This is a genomic window from Brevibacillus choshinensis, from assembly GCF_016811915.1.
GTDB classification, from domain to species: domain Bacteria; phylum Bacillota; class Bacilli; order Brevibacillales; family Brevibacillaceae; genus Brevibacillus; species Brevibacillus choshinensis_A.
The window spans coordinates 892,485-909,339 of record NZ_CP069127.1; the positions used below are offsets into that span (position 1 = coordinate 892,485).

21 protein-coding genes and 1 riboswitch are annotated in these 16,855 nt (G+C 51.3%); of the genes, 14 read left to right on the forward strand and 7 right to left on the reverse strand.

Annotated features, from left to right (window positions below; genetic code table 11):
- Positions 1-54: 54 nt before the first annotated feature.
- The gene (locus JNE38_RS04715; protein ID WP_203355481.1) at positions 55-366 is read right to left on the reverse strand and encodes a hypothetical protein; all 312 of its coding nucleotides are present in this window, start codon (positions 364-366) and stop codon (positions 55-57) included.
- 137 nt (positions 367-503) lie between these two features.
- Here JNE38_RS04715 and JNE38_RS04720 point away from each other — a divergent pair, with 137 nt between their 5' ends.
- From JNE38_RS04720 to JNE38_RS04730, 3 genes are all read left to right on the forward strand, one after another.
- Positions 504-1,064, forward strand: coding sequence for a hypothetical protein (locus tag JNE38_RS04720; protein WP_203355482.1), 561 nt, complete (start codon positions 504-506; stop codon positions 1,062-1,064).
- Positions 1,065-1,162: 98 nt separating this feature from the next.
- Positions 1,163-1,729 carry a biotin transporter BioY gene (locus tag JNE38_RS04725; protein ID WP_203355483.1) on the forward strand — a complete coding sequence of 189 codons (567 nt, stop codon included), beginning with the start codon at positions 1,163-1,165 and terminating at the stop codon, positions 1,727-1,729.
- 106 nt (positions 1,730-1,835) lie between these two features.
- A complete protein-coding gene (locus JNE38_RS04730) occupies positions 1,836-3,176 on the forward strand; it encodes a cytochrome P450 (protein ID WP_203355484.1) in 1,341 nt (446 codons plus the stop codon).
- A 164-nt stretch (positions 3,177-3,340) separates the two neighbouring features.
- On the opposite strand, the gene JNE38_RS04735 is transcribed toward JNE38_RS04730, so the two are convergent.
- The 3 genes from JNE38_RS04735 to JNE38_RS04745 form a co-directional block, all read right to left on the reverse strand.
- Positions 3,341-4,723, reverse strand: a complete 1,383-nt coding sequence (locus JNE38_RS04735) for a sensor histidine kinase (RefSeq protein ID WP_203355485.1) — start codon at positions 4,721-4,723, stop codon at positions 3,341-3,343.
- Positions 4,724-5,446, reverse strand: coding sequence for a response regulator transcription factor (locus JNE38_RS04740; RefSeq protein ID WP_203355486.1), 723 nt, complete (start codon positions 5,444-5,446; stop codon positions 4,724-4,726).
- 233 nt (positions 5,447-5,679) lie between these two features.
- On the reverse strand, positions 5,680-6,207 hold the full coding sequence (locus tag JNE38_RS04745; protein ID WP_203355487.1) for a C40 family peptidase: 528 nt from the start codon (positions 6,205-6,207) through the stop codon (positions 5,680-5,682).
- A gap of 5 nt (positions 6,208-6,212) precedes the next feature.
- Positions 6,213-6,353, reverse strand: a riboswitch (cyclic di-AMP (ydaO/yuaA leader).
- Between the two features lie 304 nt (positions 6,354-6,657).
- Between JNE38_RS04745 and JNE38_RS04750 the strand changes: the two genes are divergently transcribed.
- The 7 genes from JNE38_RS04750 to JNE38_RS04780 all read left to right on the forward strand — a co-directional run bounded on the left by JNE38_RS04750 (position 6,658) and on the right by JNE38_RS04780 (position 12,067).
- The gene (locus JNE38_RS04750; RefSeq protein ID WP_203355488.1) at positions 6,658-7,062 is read left to right on the forward strand and encodes a LiaF transmembrane domain-containing protein; all 405 of its coding nucleotides are present in this window, start codon (positions 6,658-6,660) and stop codon (positions 7,060-7,062) included.
- Positions 7,063-7,128: 66 nt separating this feature from the next.
- Positions 7,129-7,824, forward strand: coding sequence for a PspA/IM30 family protein (locus JNE38_RS04755; protein WP_203355489.1), 696 nt, complete (start codon positions 7,129-7,131; stop codon positions 7,822-7,824).
- A 93-nt stretch (positions 7,825-7,917) separates the two neighbouring features.
- Positions 7,918-8,475 (forward strand): class I SAM-dependent methyltransferase, encoded by a 558-nt coding sequence (locus JNE38_RS04760; protein WP_203355490.1) that lies wholly within the window; start codon positions 7,918-7,920, stop codon positions 8,473-8,475.
- A gap of 36 nt (positions 8,476-8,511) precedes the next feature.
- Positions 8,512-9,351: a cell wall-active antibiotics response protein LiaF gene (liaF, locus tag JNE38_RS04765; protein WP_203355491.1), complete on the forward strand. Its 840-nt coding sequence runs from the start codon at positions 8,512-8,514 to the stop codon at positions 9,349-9,351.
- A 13-nt stretch (positions 9,352-9,364) separates the two neighbouring features.
- Positions 9,365-10,513, forward strand: coding sequence for a HAMP domain-containing sensor histidine kinase (locus tag JNE38_RS04770; protein WP_203355492.1), 1,149 nt, complete (start codon positions 9,365-9,367; stop codon positions 10,511-10,513).
- 7 nt (positions 10,514-10,520) lie between these two features.
- Entirely contained in the window at positions 10,521-11,150 is a 630-nt protein-coding gene (locus tag JNE38_RS04775) for a response regulator (RefSeq protein WP_203355493.1), read from the forward strand.
- Between the two features lie 95 nt (positions 11,151-11,245).
- On the forward strand, positions 11,246-12,067 hold the full coding sequence (locus JNE38_RS04780; RefSeq protein WP_203355494.1) for a bis(5'-nucleosyl)-tetraphosphatase PrpE: 822 nt from the start codon (positions 11,246-11,248) through the stop codon (positions 12,065-12,067).
- On the opposite strand, the gene JNE38_RS04785 is transcribed toward JNE38_RS04780, so the two are convergent.
- Together JNE38_RS04785 and JNE38_RS04790 are read right to left on the reverse strand one after the other, a co-directional pair.
- On the reverse strand, positions 12,052-12,354 hold the full coding sequence (locus JNE38_RS04785; protein WP_203355495.1) for a hypothetical protein: 303 nt from the start codon (positions 12,352-12,354) through the stop codon (positions 12,052-12,054). The genes JNE38_RS04780 and JNE38_RS04785 overlap by 16 nt on opposite strands.
- 16 nt (positions 12,355-12,370) lie before the next feature.
- The gene (locus JNE38_RS04790) at positions 12,371-13,165 is read right to left on the reverse strand and encodes an N-acetylmuramoyl-L-alanine amidase family protein (RefSeq protein WP_203355496.1); all 795 of its coding nucleotides are present in this window, start codon (positions 13,163-13,165) and stop codon (positions 12,371-12,373) included.
- A gap of 151 nt (positions 13,166-13,316) precedes the next feature.
- On the opposite strand from JNE38_RS04790, the gene JNE38_RS04795 reads away from it, so the two are divergent.
- The gene (locus tag JNE38_RS04795; protein ID WP_092267036.1) at positions 13,317-13,547 is read left to right on the forward strand and encodes a YneF family protein; all 231 of its coding nucleotides are present in this window, start codon (positions 13,317-13,319) and stop codon (positions 13,545-13,547) included.
- Between the two features lie 17 nt (positions 13,548-13,564).
- Positions 13,565-13,750 carry a hypothetical protein gene (locus JNE38_RS04800; RefSeq protein WP_203355497.1) on the forward strand — a complete coding sequence of 62 codons (186 nt, stop codon included), beginning with the start codon at positions 13,565-13,567 and terminating at the stop codon, positions 13,748-13,750.
- 119 nt (positions 13,751-13,869) lie between these two features.
- Here the strand turns inward: JNE38_RS04800 and JNE38_RS04805 are convergent, their stop codons facing one another.
- Entirely contained in the window at positions 13,870-14,640 is a 771-nt protein-coding gene (locus tag JNE38_RS04805) for a TSUP family transporter (protein ID WP_203357417.1), read from the reverse strand.
- A 194-nt stretch (positions 14,641-14,834) separates the two neighbouring features.
- On the opposite strand from JNE38_RS04805, the gene JNE38_RS04810 reads away from it, so the two are divergent.
- Both JNE38_RS04810 and JNE38_RS04815 read left to right on the forward strand, forming a co-directional pair.
- Positions 14,835-15,443 (forward strand): superoxide dismutase, encoded by a 609-nt coding sequence (locus JNE38_RS04810; RefSeq protein WP_203355498.1) that lies wholly within the window; start codon positions 14,835-14,837, stop codon positions 15,441-15,443.
- Positions 15,444-15,782: 339 nt separating this feature from the next.
- Positions 15,783-16,847 carry an extracellular solute-binding protein gene (locus JNE38_RS04815; RefSeq protein WP_203355499.1) on the forward strand — a complete coding sequence of 355 codons (1,065 nt, stop codon included), beginning with the start codon at positions 15,783-15,785 and terminating at the stop codon, positions 16,845-16,847.
- Positions 16,848-16,855 lie beyond the last annotated feature (8 nt).

Here is a 16,855-nt window from a genome sequence, read left to right on the forward strand (position 1 = left end):
AGGGGACAGAAAAAAGCCGCTGAGGATGAACTGCAGCGGCTTTTGCTTTCCTCCCTAGCGACGACTGGAGGAGCCCGAAATGGTCTGGGCTTGTTTTTTGACATAGTCGATCAGACCGAGCTGAAAACCCTCCTGGGTAAGCAGGCGATTGGCCTCATAAGTACCCGAGTAATAGGCAAGGACATGTGGATCGTTTTCCAGTATGTGCCGGCAAGCATCATCTTTGGAAAGCTCCTGGTACCAGTCAGCCTGTTTGATCTGAGCGACCAGGTCGTCATAAGCAGGCTCCGGCTTTTTCCATGGGTTCAGCCTGTGAAGGATTTCTCCAAAGATCGCAACTACAATCAAGATGCCGATAAGAAACATGGCTGTCACCTCAACGTTTGGTTCTCCCCCATGTTACCATTACGTAGGTAAGTTGTGCTATGGGGAAGTCTGTGAGCTTGCAAAAGGGAGGAAAAGCGGGCATTCTAGTGAGGGATATGAGGAAAAGGAGAGAGAGCATGTTTCATCCTCTGGTATTTGATAACATTCGAGTCGTTCTGGAGGGGGCTGTGTATGATCGTGACTTTGACGGAGCGATCACGATTACGGGCCGATCCGATGTCATGGATATGGCGACCTTCCACCGCCAGTTTCAAATCGAATTCAAGCTGGCCACAGCCAATGAAAATAAACCGTTCGTACTCGCTCAAATGCAGCTTCGGACCACGCTTGCGGACATCGCCGCCGAGCAGCTGGAGCAGCCATTGACCGACCAGATCGGCTGTACCATTTGCATTCATTTTCATTTGCCGATGAATGTGAGAAAAGAGATCCCGGAAGAAGCGAGAGCAATCACAGCCCTGCTGGATGACATCTGGGGGCAGCGGCCGTACATCACGCATACGCTAAAGGCTCGTCTGGAGGAAAAAAGGTACGAGTGGCCGCCGCAGCGAGTAGACAACCAGATTACGCTTGATTTCTATCGGAAAATCGACGAAGGAAACATTGATGACCTGCGAGATTTGATTGACCACACGATCCAGTCGCTGCTTCAGCTGCAAGCGTACGTGGAGCGATAAGCTCAAATTATCGATCAAGCATTTACATTTGCCTCCATGCGTATTATTATTTTGTTAACCTTATTATCATTTTAGTTAACAAACGGAGGCTGCTTGTCATGCGAAACGAAAGATTGAGATGGTTGGTTTTATCTGCTATCTTTGCTGCCATTATGGCTGTGTTATCCCAATTGACCATTCCGCTGCCGCTGATCCCGATTACCGGGCAGACGCTGGCGGTAGGTCTGACCGCGACGATCCTTGGAAGCCGCTACGGCACCTTGGCGATGGTGATCTATACCTTGCTTGGCGCAATCGGATTGCCCGTTTTCACGGAGGCGAGCGGTGGTTTGCAAATCCTGTTTGGAAAAACCGGAGGCTACATTTTCGGGTTTATCCTGACGGTTTACGTGACAGGCTTGATTCTGGAAAAAACTCGATTTACCTTGGTCAACGCGATTATTGCCAATGTGGTCGGAATGGTTGTCACACTTGTTTGCGGTTCGATTCAGTTGAAATACGTTCTGGACATTCCTTGGGACAAAGCCATTGCTTTCGGGGCGACTCCCTTCATCGCGGTAGGAGTCATCAAGGCGGTATTGGCTTCCCTGATCGGAATCAAGGTGCGGGAGCGTTTGATCTCTTCTCGCCTGCTCCACGTAGAAACGCCGTCTCTTCGATCATAATCCCAAAGCATGTCCTGTGCCACCCTGCCCATGGGTGGCTTTTTTCGCATAAACTCCTTTTTGTGCCGGATACTATCAGCATGGACCGAAGCACAAGGAGGAAGAAATGAACGAGACCATTACTGGCCCAAAAGGCCTTCCGATTACAGGAAACCTGCTGGCTTTCCGCCGGAATCCGCTTGAATTTATTCAGAGCTCAGCCAAGACGCACGGCGATGTCGCGTTACTTCGGTTTGGCCCCAAACGAAACGTTTATTTGCTAACCAATCCGGATCAGATCAAGGAGGTTCTCGTCACCAAGCAAGGGCATTTTCGCAAAGGGAAAGGCCTTCAGGTCGCCAGAGCAGTGGTCGGGGATGGGATTCTGACCAGCGAAGGGAAGAAGCATCTGCGTCAGCGCAGATTGATGCAGCCAGCTTTTCACAGGGAGCGTATCGCTACATACGGGAATGTCATGGTCCAGCAGGGCGTCGAGCTCATGCAGGAGTGGAAGGATGGAGAAGTGCGCGACATCCATCACGACATGATGAAGGTCACTTTGGCCATCATCACGGCAACGATGTTTGGGAAAAGCGTAAAGGAAGGCGCTGACGAGATCGGCCATGCGATCGACATCGGTCTCAAATATGTCGCGAACAAAGCCTCCTCGTTTATCGACATCCCGCTATCGGTGCCGACACGAAGCAACAGGCAGTTTCTCGAATCCAATGAGACGCTGGATAAAACCATTTACTCGCTGATCGAAGAAAGGCGCAGCAGCGGCGAGACGGGGGCCGACCTGTTGGGAATGCTCCTCGCTGCAAGAGATGAGGACGATGGACAAGGAATGACGGATGAGCAGGTGCGCGACGAAGTAATGACGATCTTTGTGGCCGGTCATGAGACGACGGCCAATACGATGTCATGGATTTTCTACCTGCTGGCCACCCATCCAGAAGTGGAGAAAAAGCTTCATGACGAGCTGGCTACCGTACTGGGAGGCAAGCTTCCTACGGTGGAGGACCTCCCTCAGCTGACGTACACCAGCCTCATTGTCCAGGAAACCTTGCGACTGTATCCGGCTGCGTGGACAATCAATCGCGAAGTGGTAGAGGAAGTGGAGATCGGGGGACGTATGTATCAGCCGGGCGAGACATTGATGATGAGCCAATACGTGATGCATCGCGACGAGCGTTTTTATGAAAATCCGAACGAGTTCATACCGGAGAGGTTTGCAGGAGATTTATTGAAGCAAATACCGGCGTATGCCTACTTTCCGTTTGGCGGGGGACCCCGTGTCTGCATCGGCAACAACTTCGCGCTGATGGAGGCGGCATTGCTGCTTGCGACGATCGCGCAGCGCTATCGGATGCGTCTCGCGCAGGCCAATCAGGTCGTAGAACCGGAGCCCTTGGTTACCTTGCGTCCGAAAAATGGGCTGCCAATGCGTCTGGAGAAGCGGGGGTAAGGCCATTTGGGCAAAAAAAAGAGGCATCTTTTCACGAACGGATGTGCCGCATTGTGTCAGATACCGAACTGGGGGTTATTTATCACTGAAAGCAACATGCTTACGAGTTACACTATATCAAACAAAAATAAAGAATATGTTAACTGCTTATAAATCTAAATAAACTACGCGTGATAGAAGGGGATGGTGAAGGAGAAACTGCTTCCTATCCCCAATTCACTGTTCACAATCATTTCGCCGCCATGGCGTTTGACAATGCTCTGGCAGATGGTGAGGCCGAGACCTGTTCCACCGCTGTTGCGATTGCGGGATTTTTCCGCCCGGTAGAATTTGGTGAAAACCTTTGGCAGGTCCTCGGGTGAAATGCCTTCCCCTTTGTCGATCACGGAGAAGAGGACGTGTCCTTCCCGTTGGTCGCACGTAATCAGAATGGAGCCGTTTGGCTTGTTGTAGTATATGGCGTTGTTGATCAAATTTTCCATGACCCGGCGCAGACGTGTCTCATCGGCATCGATGTGCAGCTCATTGGATACACGCAATTTCCACTGTAGCGACAGTCCTGCCTCCTGGATGCGGACCAAGTAATCCTCGATGATCCCCTTCATGAAATTCTTCACGTGGATCCGGCTGATGTTGAGCCGTACCTCAATGCTTTGCTGCGTGTAATCCTGCAGCTCGTCGAGAAGATGCTCCAGGTCGGATGTCTTCAGCTCGATTTTGTTCATCTGCTTTTGAATGCGATTGATATCCGTCACACGCCCGGAACCGATGTAGGAAGCATACCCTTTGATGGTCGTGAGGGGTGTCCGGAAATCGTGGGCGATGGCTGCGATCAGCTCGGACTGGCGCTCCTCGGAAAAGCGCAGCTCGTCCACCATGTCCCCAAAATAGCGGAAGAGCTGACCGAATTCGTCGTGCGAGCGATAGCTGAAGGAGAGGAGCCGCTTGCCTCCCCGAATTTCCTGGGTGACACGGGACAGCTCGCTGACAGGCCGCAGGATCCAGCGAACAAACAGGGCGAGCAAAACGAGCCCGACGAGCAGGATGCTGCCGTAAATGTACCACAGCATCATCGAGACGCCTTTGGTCGCCATGATGTCGTAGTCATCCGTATAGAAGTAGATGATCGTCTCTCCTTTGCGAGGAGGCTCCTGCTGAAAGTGATATTCCGCGACGACCTTCAGATCGCTGCGTTTCGATGAGCGTTGGTTCTGCGGTAAGGACGGGGGCACTTTCAGTTCGAATGCCTTTGAATCCTTGGAGAAGATGGTGTTGCCATATGCATCTTTGACAACCATCCGGTACATGATGTCCTCCGGCAGCTGCTTTTCCAGCTCCGCTCGTTCAGTCGGGTCCTTGAAATTGCTGGTTCGGAGCAGCTGATTGAGCCGCACCTTCTCTGCCGCTTCCTTTTCGTACTGGTATTGGGTGTGCCGATCTGTTTTCAGTTGTTCGACGATGATGTCCTGGAAGACAAACTTGAACAAGAGAATATTCAGCGCGAGCAAGCCGATGAAGGAGAGAAACAGTTTGTTGCGCAGACTCATTTACAGCTTCTCCCCGATGAATACGTAGCCTGTCCCCCATTGTGTTTTGATGAACTGGCGGTTCATCTCTAGCTTTTCACGCAAGTTTTTGATGTGCACGGTCACCGTATTGAGGGAGCCGTAGCCATATCCCCAGACGCGGTCGTAGATTTGCTCGCGAGTAAAGACAATGCCGGCATTTTCAGCAAGGAAAGTAAGCAATTGAAACTCCTTGGTCGACAGCTCGATCTTTTCGTTGCTGACATAGACGGAATACGTCTCTTTATGAATCTCCAGGTCCTTGAACTTCAGGACCGTAATCGGCGAATTGGACGATTCCTTCTCAGGCATCTCCTCGGTGTGCTTGCGGATGCGTTCATAGCGGCGCAGGTGTGCACGGATTCGAGCCAATAGCTCTTCGGTATCAAATGGCTTGGTGATGTAGTCGTCTGCCCCGATCTCAAACCCGACGACCTTGTCCACCGCTTTCCCTTTGGCGCTCAGAAACAGAATCGGCAAATCCCATTCCCGCCGGATCTGCGAGCACAGCTCATAGCCGCTCATGTTTGGCATCATGATATCCAGCAAAATGAGATTCGGCTTTCTTTCGCCATGCTTCAACAGCTCAAGCGCGTCCTCGCCGCTCTCGGCTTTAGACACCTCAAAGCCTTCGTTTTCCAAGATATCTTCAAGAAGCTCAATAATCTCGATGTTGTCATCGACAATTAATACGTGATCTTTCACCGGAACTACCCCCAGTTACTTCTATTAATAAAGTTCATTAATAAGCATTCAAAATAATTTTAATTACTATCGTCTATCATACCATGGTTCTAATGGATATGGGCAAGTAAACCATTCCATGATCATCAACAAACGCTTATCACAGTCACATCCTGACACCTGGTCCTAAATTTCGTCAGAAAAAGCCAGAGACCTGACGTCCCTGGCTTACTATTGCTTTTGCCGAACAACTGTTATTTAGCTTGATTTCCCGGCAACGATGCAGCTTGCACCGCGTTTTCCTTTTTCGGAGTTTCAGCCTTAGCTTCCAGAACAGGTACGTTCACACGCTTGGCGCCAACGTAACGCTTGCTCCAGTAGTATGGGTCGCTCAGCTTGGTGTTCACGACTCCACGACCAGATTCCGAGTGCACGAATGTGCCGTTTCCGATGTAGATGCCCACGTGGGAAATGCTGCGGCCATTGGTTTTGAAGAAGACCAGATCGCCTGGCTGCAAATCATCCTTGGCGACAGGAGCTCCCAATTGGTACTGGGCAGCAGAATTGTGTGGCAGGTCTACACCTAACGCATCAAATACGTAGCGCGTAAATCCGGAGCAGTCAAAGCCCTTCTTGGTGGTGCCGGAAGATTTGTAAGGGGTACCGTACAGATCGCTGACTACATCTGTCAGAGGAGATGTGGACTCCTCAGCAGCTTGTGCAGCGCCGGCTCCCATTGCAAGCAATCCAGCGATGAACAAAGATACTAACAACTTGCGCAAAAGAAACTGCTCCTTTCAAGAGCCTACGAGGTTAGCTGAAGGGTTCGGTCGAAAGGACGCCCTAGGCTGCCATGAAGCGCAACCATTCACCCCAGAAAAACATGGTTCCCCCGTTTCCGCCAAGCGGAACTCGGCTATATTCGATGTTTTTTTACACGCACTCCTATTGGAATTCTATACGAGCCCGGATTTTCCTTTTTTTTCAGCGTTTGTTCATATTTTTGACACAATATTTTGTCTGATCTTGTAACCGAAAAGCTCGAAAATGCAAGAAGCAGCGCTTCTATTGAAGAAACATGTGCTTGTCCGATTGAGGCAGGAAACAGCATCCGTCCAAGGTCGGAGACAAAAACCAACCGCACGCCCGTTATGGGTAGCCTATGCCCGGGGATACAATAAGGCCATAAGGTTAACACCTGCACCAACAAGGTGATTGGAGGGAAGCTGCGAATGAGCGAACGGTCTGGAAAGTTTCTACTCGGGCTGGTTCTGCTGCTAATCGGTGGGTTGGTTTTGCTGGATCAACTGGGAATCGATAGTGGAGATGTTTTGGGCCTTCTGGTTCCCGGGGTGATCATGCTTTACGGAGCCCGCAAAGTAATGGGACATGGCGGCTCTCGCTTCTGGGGAGTGCTGATCTTCCTCTTTGGACTTCTGATGCTGTTTGGGAAGCTGCACTTGCTGTTTCATAGCATTCTGGCGATCGGGATCATCTATCTGGGCTATCGCCTGATCCGACCGCAGCCAGCTCCCAAAGAAGGGCCAGCTGAGTGGGAAAGACAGTGGGCACAGCGAGTATTGAAAGAAGACGCACTGGACAAGTGGGAAAAAGGCATTCCAAGAAATCAGCAGTAAGTAGAAAAAGCAGAGTGATTTTTGGATGAAACTAGACGATGTGATATGATGAGGAGGAAATGACAAATGAGTATCTTTAGACGTTTACGTGACCTGACAGTAGCTTCGGTGAACGATGCATTGGATTCCATGGAAGATCCGGTGGTTATGCTCAATCAGTACATGCGTGATATGGAAGTAGAAATTGGGCAGGTTGAAGTGGCGGTTGCCCGTCAGGTAGCTTTGGAAAAGAAATTCCGTCAGCAGTGGGAGGAAGCTTTGGCATTGGTCGAAAAGCGCGACCGCCAAGTGAAACTCGCACTCACTGAGGGCGAGGACGAACTGGCGCGCCGGGCACTCGCGGACAAAAAGCAGTATGAGAGCCGTGCCTTGGAATATGAAAACCTCTTCCTGACCGCTTCGGAGGCTGCCGGCCAAATGCGTGAAAAACTGGCTGAGCTAAAAGAGGAATTTTACAAGATGCGGGCGAAGAAGTTTACGTTGATGGCTCGTGCACAGGTAGCTCGTACCCAAAAGCAAGTGAATCATGCTGTGGTAGGAATGGGCAATCAGACCGCCGGCCGCGGGTTTGCCCGCATGGAAGAGAAAGTCATGCGCATGGAAGCAGAAGCGCAAATGAGCGGTCAATGGCGCCAAACAAGCTTTGGTCTGGACAACGCATTGACTGACCTTGAAAAGGACGACCTCGATGCCGAACTGGCAAACATCAAGGCATCGATGAAGGAAAAAAAAGAGGCGGTTGCTCCAGCGGATCATTCCTGATCGGACAGGAACCGGGGCACCGGATGTAGAATAGATTGTGGCAATCAGGCAGCCTGTTTTGACAGGCTGCTTTTCCCCTAGGAGGTTCTATTCTTGGCAGATTTCTTGGTCTTTTTGCGAAGGTTTATCGCTGAGCCTGGACGCGTCGGCAGCATTGCTCCCAGCTCTCGTTTTTTGTGCGAGCGCATGTTGAGCAGTGTCGATTGGGACCGGGCCAATGTCATCATAGAATTGGGACCGGGGACAGGTGCTTTCACCCAATCGATCTATCAAAACATTAGTCCAGATACTCATTACGTGCTAGTGGAGCGCGATGCCCAATTTCGGACCATGCTGCAGTCCCGTTTTCCCGAAGTCACGATTCGGGAAGAAGCGACCATGTTGAGCCACTACTTGGAGGAGTTGAAAATTGGCAAGGCGGACGTCATCATTTCTGGTCTGCCGTTCGCCAACTTCCCTGAAGAGCTCCGTGCAGCCATCCTGGATGAAATTCAATCTGTGTTGGCTCCTGGCGGGCTATTCATCACATTTCAATATTCGCTACAACTCCAAGCTGAGCTGCAGAAGCGTTTTAGCTGGGTAGAAACCAACTTTACCCTGCTGAACATTCCGCCTGCATTCATTTATACATGTCGTAACGGACAGAAGTGAAAATAATCGGCATGGGGCGTAAGAGAGGAGACTTTCGTGAAGCTGTCCCGCGTGCACAAAATGTTGGCTGGTGTCCTGATCATCCTGACGGGAATTGGTCTCTTTTTAGATAGCTTGCATATCATCTCGTTCGGTCTGTTTGATTTGTGGCCCATGGTCCTGGTTTACTTTGGGGTTCGCCTGTGGGGACAGAACAAACGGATCGGCGGGGGTATTTTATTTTCTCTGGGTATCATCATTGCCCTGGAAATGTGGTTCGGCATCGGGATCGACGACTTGTTTCAACTGGTGATTCCGGTTTTGTTTGTCTATTTTGGCTTTAGGCTGATCAGGGGAAAGACTCGGGACAAAGAGCCCCGCGTAGGGCAAAGGTTCAGTTCAGGAGAACCCTCAGCTGAAGCAGCCCAGCATGAAGGGCAGAATATTCCTGATCCTGTGTCAGGGGACCCCGCAAAAGTCATGGAAAAGGAAAATGCGGCGATCCTCCGCTACGGAAAATCATTACCCAAAGATTCCCGCAGTTCGTTGATCGGAGACTTTCATCTTACTTCCGGCCGATTTGAGCTCAGTCATCTGCAGGTATGGCACGGGATCGGAGATGTGGTGATTGATCTGTCGCGCGCGATGCTGATGCAGGAGGAAGCTCTGCTTAGCGTGGAGGGCTGGATCGGAGACGTCACCATCTATGTGCCCGTCGATCTGCCGGTATCCGTCTCGGCAGAGCTTTCCGTCGGCGATCTGGAAGTGTTCAGTAACCGTCAGGGCGGGATCAACCGCAGCATCATGATTCGCTCGGATCACTATGATCAGGCGATGCAAAAAGTGAATTTGCATATCTCGCTGCTTGTCGGCGATATCAAAGTCAAGTACATCTAGGAGGTACTGGCGAATGCGTCGACAGCGATTAGCGAGTATACAATGGCAAAGTGTCCGATACGGCATGGGATTATCCCTGGCGACGGTCACAGTCGCGTTTGTTTGTTTCTTTTGGTTCCATTATTTATGGAAAGACGATCCAGGGATTCAGCGGTGGTACACGGGGCTGGTGCAGGACTCGCAGGTGAATCTGTGGGTGGGAGAGTATCTGGGAATCCAGCTGCCCGGGGAGCCTGATTGGGTCATCCAGTCAGTAGCGATAGCGGTCTCTCTGCCCATTGGCGCGCTAATGGGATTGATCACGTCTTACATTTACGGCAATCTGTTAAAAAAGCGCATCAGTGTGTTGTGGGAAGCCGCGATGAAATTGGGACGAGGCATGCTCTCCTATCGCGTGCCCGAGCTGGGTGTCGATGAAATCGGAGAGCTCGGCTGGCAGCTCAATCGGCTCGCGTCCCAGTGGGAAGAGCAGGTAGCCTCCCTGCAGCGCTTGTCCAATCACAATGCTGCCTTGGCAGAACAGCTCAAGCAGGCGGCCGTGACGGAAGAGCGGCAGCGTTTGGCGAGAGAGCTGCACGATGCAGTGAGTCAGCAGCTGTTCGCGATCGCGATGACGACGGCAGCGATGAAGCGTTTGATCGAAAAAAATCCACAGCGGGCAGCCCAGCAGATTGAATTGGTTGAGGAAATGGCGGCAGCGGCACAGGCGGAGATGCGTGCGCTGCTGCTGCATTTACGGCCTGCCACGCTGCAGAATAAATCATTGAAAGAAGCCATTTTGGAACTGCTGGATGAGTTGACACGTAAAAATACCATGGAGATCACATGGGAGATTGAAGCGGTCGAAGGCTTGCCCAGTGGCATCGAGGACCACTTGTTCCGCATCTTGCAGGAATCCCTCTCCAATACGCTCAGGCATGCCAGGGCGACGCAAATCGCGGTCAAGTTGTTTACCTTGCAGGATCAGGTGCGATTGCGCGTGACAGATGACGGAGTCGGCTTTGATCCGGATGGGGAAAAGCTGACTTCTTACGGGCTTCGCAGCATGCAGGAGCGGGTAACAGAAGTGGGTGGATCGATGGAGATTTACTCGGCGAAAGGAAAGGGGACGCAAATCGAAGTGCGGATTCCCTTGATGTCACAGACGGAACGGGAAGGGTGAGTAATCCGTGATTCGGGTATTACTGGTAGATGATCACGAAATGGTACGGATGGGCTTGGCCGCTTATTTGTCGACTGAGGATGATATTGAGGTCGTCGCAGAAGCAGGCAGCGGTGAAGAAGGAGTGCGTCTGACTGTGGAGCTGCGACCTGACGTGGTTTTGATGGATCTGGTCATGGATGGCATTGGCGGCGTAGAGGCAACGAGAAGGATTCGTGAGGCATGTCCGGTCAGCAAGGTCATCGTGCTGACGAGCTTCATCGATGACGAGAAGGTGTATCCCGTGATCGAGGCTGGGGCCTTTAGCTACCTGCTGAAAACGTCGCGTGCAGCTGAGATCGCCCGTGCGATTCGCTCGGCGGCTGCCGGAGAGCCCGTCCTGGAATCCCGCGTGGCAGGCAAAATCATGGCCCGTTTCCGTCACGGGCAGGAAGCGCAGCCGCATGAACAGCTCACACCGCGAGAGCTGGAGGTGCTCAAGCTGATCGGACAGGGCAAGTCCAATCAGGAGATTGCGGATGAATTAATCATCGGCATCAAAACGGTCAAAACGCATGTCAGCAACATTTTAGCCAAGTTAAACGTGGAAGATCGGACGCAAGCAGCGATTTATGTGCATACCAACAACCTTGGTTGACTGATCGAAGTGACTCACCCGGAATAGAGGGTGAGTTTTTTTCGTTTATGTGGTAAAGATAGTAAGTAATAGATTTGGAAAGGAGGGGACGGGCTATGAGGCACAAACCCCAAACGCGCTCCAAGGTGCTTTCGGCTGACAATGGCGTAGATTTCGTCGGTGATGTCCACGGTTGCTACGACGAATTTACGGAATTGCTGAAGCGGCTGGGCTATGAGCGAAGCCAGGACGGTACGTTTCGCCATCCCCAGGGCAGGAAGCTCCTTTCCCTCGGTGATATTACGAGCAGAGGTCCATACTCTATCAAGATGCTGCAATTTTTCATTCACCACATTTCCATAGGCGTAGCGGAGATGGTGGATAGCAATCACGGGTGGAAGGTCGCCCGTTGGCTGGATGGCAGACCTGTGACACTCGCACATGGCGATGAAAAGGTAGAGGAAGAATTTCGGGCCTACCAGCAGGAGTTCGGCCCCAAGAAAGCCACTTTGCTGCGAGAGCAGAGTCGCAGGCTGCTCTTTTCGTCACCCTCCCACATGATGGTCAAGACAGGGGAAAAGCTTGTTGCTGTCGCTGTCCATGCAGGGATCCGGGACGATTACATAGGGTTGGAATCACCGGCGGTATATACGTTTTGCCGTTACGGGGATGTTGCCGGCACAGGGCCGGATGGTCGTCCGATCCGCAGAGAATGGGCAAAGGAGAGAAAGACCCATGATCCTCTGATCGTCTGGGGGCACGACCCTCGGCCTGAGCCGGAAAGAAGAAACGGCACACTCAATATCGACCAGGGATGCGTGTTCGGCGGCAAGCTGACAGCCTATCGCTACCCGGAGGATGAAGTGGTGAGTGTGCCTGCAAGGAAGAACTATTCGGGACTGGCGGATACGCCGCTCACGCGTTACACGGCAGATTGAGAGTCTTGTTTTTTGGAGCTGGTGGACGATTTCCCCGTCCACTGCTCGAGGGTGTTTTTGGTCGATGAATGGATACCGACGCTGGCGAGTCCTGCGGTGACGCCTTCCATCAGGGCTGTTTTCCAGTCAAAGCTGGGGGAGTACAGCCATTGGTTCACCATGTACAACCCGATAATCAAGACCACCGCTACCCAGCCGCGCAGCTTTTTGGGAATGCGCAATACATCGGATATGGCCGCGGTGGCCGCCAGGGCGAATGCGATGATCAAGCCCAGATCAAAACCCACGCGGCACCATCTCCTGTCATGATTTCAATTTTTCGTACAAGCGCTTAAGGATCACGGCCTCTGCCCACAGAGGGAGCGGGGTGTCAGCCTTGTTTCTCCAATCCTCGTTGGTCAACAGTCCCTGCTCAAATAACCAGTCGATTGCTTCCTGTTTCCAGTCAGGCACGTCGCTGCCACCTCCAGTGCTCGGGATTCCGTTGCCGCTTCCGGGATTTGCATTTCCGCCGCCTCCTGCAGCAGGCGGATTTGTTTGGGGAGGGCGGTACGTCAGATTGGCGTATTCGCAAAAAGCGCGAATGACTGCTTCGGCGAGGCTTTGCCAGTCTTTGGCGATTTTGTCCGCATCGACCGGATTATCTGCAAACCCGTATTCGATGATCACCGTCTCGACACTGCCCGTCTCGCGATTCATGTAGTAATAGTCTTGCTTGGGATTGTTAGGAAGGGTACGGGTAAAGATTCGCCGATTCGGCACACCTTCCGCTTCGAGCTCTTCTGCGATCAAGCGTGGAAAGGCAGCAGAGCTGTAAATGGAGTAGATGACCTCCGTCCCTCGCCCGCCGCCGGAATTGATGTGGTTGCTAATGCAATAGCGCGCCCCGCTGTTTCTGACGACTGCGGTTCGGTCTTCACTCTGCAAGGTAACGTCTGACGATCTCGTCAACGCTGCCGGTATTTGCAGTTCTTGAAAACGACGGTATTGATAGAGGGAAATGTTCAGGGTCATCGCCTTTTCCGTAAACTGAGCGCTGTTTCCTCCGCCTGGATCGACGCCACCGTGCCCAGCGTCTATGATGACGATAGGAGCCATGTTTTCATCACCTCTTCTCATCAGCATATGCACGGGAGGGGAAACATGCTGAGGGCAGGGTCATCAATTTCTTAGGCGAGAATGTACTTATCGCCCATCTATGGTACAATGAAAGGGTTCGTAATTACGCAAAGAGGATGGTAATGTATTGATGGCTTGGTACAACTGGGTAATCCCGATCGTTACACTTTTGCTCGGCCTGGTAGGCGGTTTTGCCGGTGGGACTTATTATCTGAAAAAGCAAATGCAAAACATGCAAATGGATGAAAAGCAGCTGCAAGCCATGGCTCGCTCAATGGGTATGAACCTGAATCAAAAACAGCTGAAGCAAATGAGCCGCACCATGAAAAATATGAAAATGCCAAATAAATTCGGGAAATAAAAGCGGAGGGATGTCGCATGGGTCCGACCCGTCTGCGCTACACGATGATCGGCTTTATCTTGGGCGTGTTCCTCGTGTATTTGAAAGATCTGCCTCTCGGGGAAGGTACCCGATTTGCAGCACCTTTTTACGGAGCGGGCATCGGCCTGCTAATTGACGGCATCATTCTGCGGATGAAGCAGAGAAAAGGCAAGGAAGAGTAGAGAAGCTTGGCAGACGCCAGGCTTTTTTGTTTGGGGAAAAAGGATAATGCCTGAATGGAAAAAAGAGACTGTCCATAAGCGCACCTCGTGCGGCAAAGAACAGCCTCCATGCTTGTATGTTACGGGGTGAAGATCAGCTCGTAGACCATTTTCGTGATGAGTGTGATGGAAACGATCAAAAACAGTGGTCGAACGTAGCGCACCCCCGTCTTGATTGCCATGCGAGCGCCGAGTGAGGCACCGAGCAGCATGGCGACACCCATGACGAGACCAGTCACGAACACGACCTTGCCCTCGAGGGTAAATACCGTGAGTGCTGCGATGTTGCTCGCCAGATTGAGGATGCGCCCATTTCCTGCCGCGATCACGAAGTCGTAGCCAAAGAGCAGCACCATCAGGAAAACGAAAAAGGAACCGGTACCCGGTCCGAAGAATCCATCATAAAAACCGATGAGGAAGGTAAACGGGATGCCCAGACTGAGAGTGAACTTGGTGTAGCCCTTGAAATTGGCAACTTCCCCGAACCGTTTATTAAACAGCGTATAAACGAAAATGAGAGCCATCATAATAATCACGAGCACTTTCAAGAGCTCCTGCGGAACAAACAACACCGTCTTGGCTCCGAAATAGGCTCCGACCAGCGAGACAGGGAAGAGCATGAACATGAGCTTTTTGTCAAATTTGCCATTACGGATAAAAGTGACCGAGCTCGTAGCCGATGAGATGGTTCCCGCGAGCTTGTTCGTTCCGAGCGCGAGGTAGGGGGGCATGCCGAGACCGAGCAGAGCAGGGAGGGAAATCAATCCGCCACCGCCTACGGTACTGTCAATAAAGGCGGCAACAAAGCCAAACAATGCAAGAAAAAGTATGGTTGATACATCCATTTCCACGTTGATCACCTAGATTCTCATGTTTGTAATAATCCAAGTCTAGCACGGTCGATCGGGTTTGCAAGAAGGAAATATCTGAAAGAGAAAATTATAGATTTCGATACTTTGCAAACCGATTTGTTGTAAAAGTGCGCGGTTTGCATTATAATAAAGACGAAGCTTGACCACTACATATCATGAGGAGGAATGTAACAATGGCACATCAATTGCCTGCATTGCCTTACGCACACAACGCTTTGGAGCCACATATCGACGCTCAAACAATGGAAATCCACCATGGTCGTCACCATGCAACTTATGTAAACAACCTGAACGCAGCTCTGGAAGCTCACGCTGACCTGCAAGGAAAAAGCGTAGAAGAGCTGATCAGCAACATCGACGCTCTGCCAGAAGGCATCCGCACAGCAGTTCGCAACAACGGTGGCGGACATGCGAACCACACTCTGTTCTGGGAAATCCTGAGCCCGAATGGCGGCGGCGCACCAGCTGGTGAACTGGCTGACGCAATCAACGCGGCTTTCGGAAGCTTCGACAACTTCAAAGCTGAATTCGCAAAAGCAGCGACTGGCCGTTTCGGTTCCGGTTGGGCTTGGCTGGTAGCGGATGGAGGTAAAGTAGCAATCACTTCCACTCCAAACCAAGACAGCCCTGTAATGGAAGGCAAAACGCCTATCCTCGGTCTGGACGTTTGGGAGCACGCTTACTACCTGAAATATCAAAACAAACGCCCTGACTACATCGGCGCGTTCTGGAACGTAGTAAACTGGGATGAAGTAAGCAAACGTTTCGCTGCTGCGAAATAATAGCTGCTAATCACGAGAAAAGGCTTGTCGCTGCTCTGGCGACGAGCCTTTTTCTTTTCGTTTTCGTATAAATTTTAGAAAAAATTAAAAATGTAAGTGTTTTCATTGACAAAAATGTATAGGATGCCTATAATTCCCTTTAGAATAAATTGTTAATCGACTAATACAGTTCACATACGGTTAGGCGGAGAAAATGGAGAAAACCCTTACCCGTAAACACATGCCCCTCAGGGGAGCAGTGTGTTTATGCTGTGTAAGGGTTTTTTCCTTTTTGTGTCTATATCCCTGGTTCCATCGGGAGGGTCGATTAACAGAAAAGAATAGAGAGGGGTCTGACAAATGAAAAAGAACAAATGGTTTCACGGGGTTGCAACTGCGGCATTACTGACATCCGTCGTGCTTGCGGGTTGCTCTTCCTCTGAAGGATCATCGGCTGGGGGCAGCGCAGATGGCGGAGGAAAAAAAGAGCTGGGTTCCATCGCGTTTTATTCGCCAGAAACACCTGACATGACCAAAGAAATGGGACAGGCTTTTGAAAAGCTGAAGCCAGGTTCTTCTGTTAACGTGCAATACGCGGGTACCAACGTCCTCGTAAACCGCATGATCGCGGAGAAAGACAACCCGATGGCTGACCTATGGTATGGCGGGGGCGGCTTCTTGCCATTCGAATCTGCAAAGGACAAAGGGATCATCACCTCTTACACTCCTGAAGCCATCAAGGATTGGCCAGAAGTTCAAGACGGCATCAAAGTTCGCGACAAGGATTGGAAGTGGATCGGGGCCGAGGTATTCGTATTGGGCTTCGTTTACAACACAGATCTGGTGAAGCCGGAAGATTTGCCGAAAACGTGGGACGATTTGCTCGATCCGAAATGGAAGGGCAAAATCCAAATGCCAAACCCTGCCGCTTCGGGGACAGCTACCCTGCTGGTTCTTAGCCAGTTGATGGAAAAAGGCGAGGAACCAGGCTGGGAATACTTCAAAAAATTAGTGGAGCAGATGAGCGCGATGCCGGATTCAGGTTCCGCTCCTACGAAAGCGGTTGCAAAAGGGGAAGCTCTGATCGGAATTGGCTTTGACTTCATGGCGTATGAAAACAAGGCAAAAGGCGAGAAGGTGGATTTCATCGTTCCTGAAAAAACGCCAATCATCGTGAACCCCGTTTCCCTGGTAGAGAATGGCCCTAACCCAGACGGCGGGAAAGCATTCATCGATTACCTGCTGTCCAAAGATGGACAACAAAAATTGGCTGACTGGTACCACATTCCGATCTCCAAAGAAGTGCAGTCCAAGACTCCTCTGACCCTGGAAAAAGTGATTCCGCACGCACAGGAGCTGGATGTGGAGTGGGTCGTACAAAACTACGACCGCGTGCGTAACGAATGGCGTCAAAAATTCCAATAAGAGGGGGA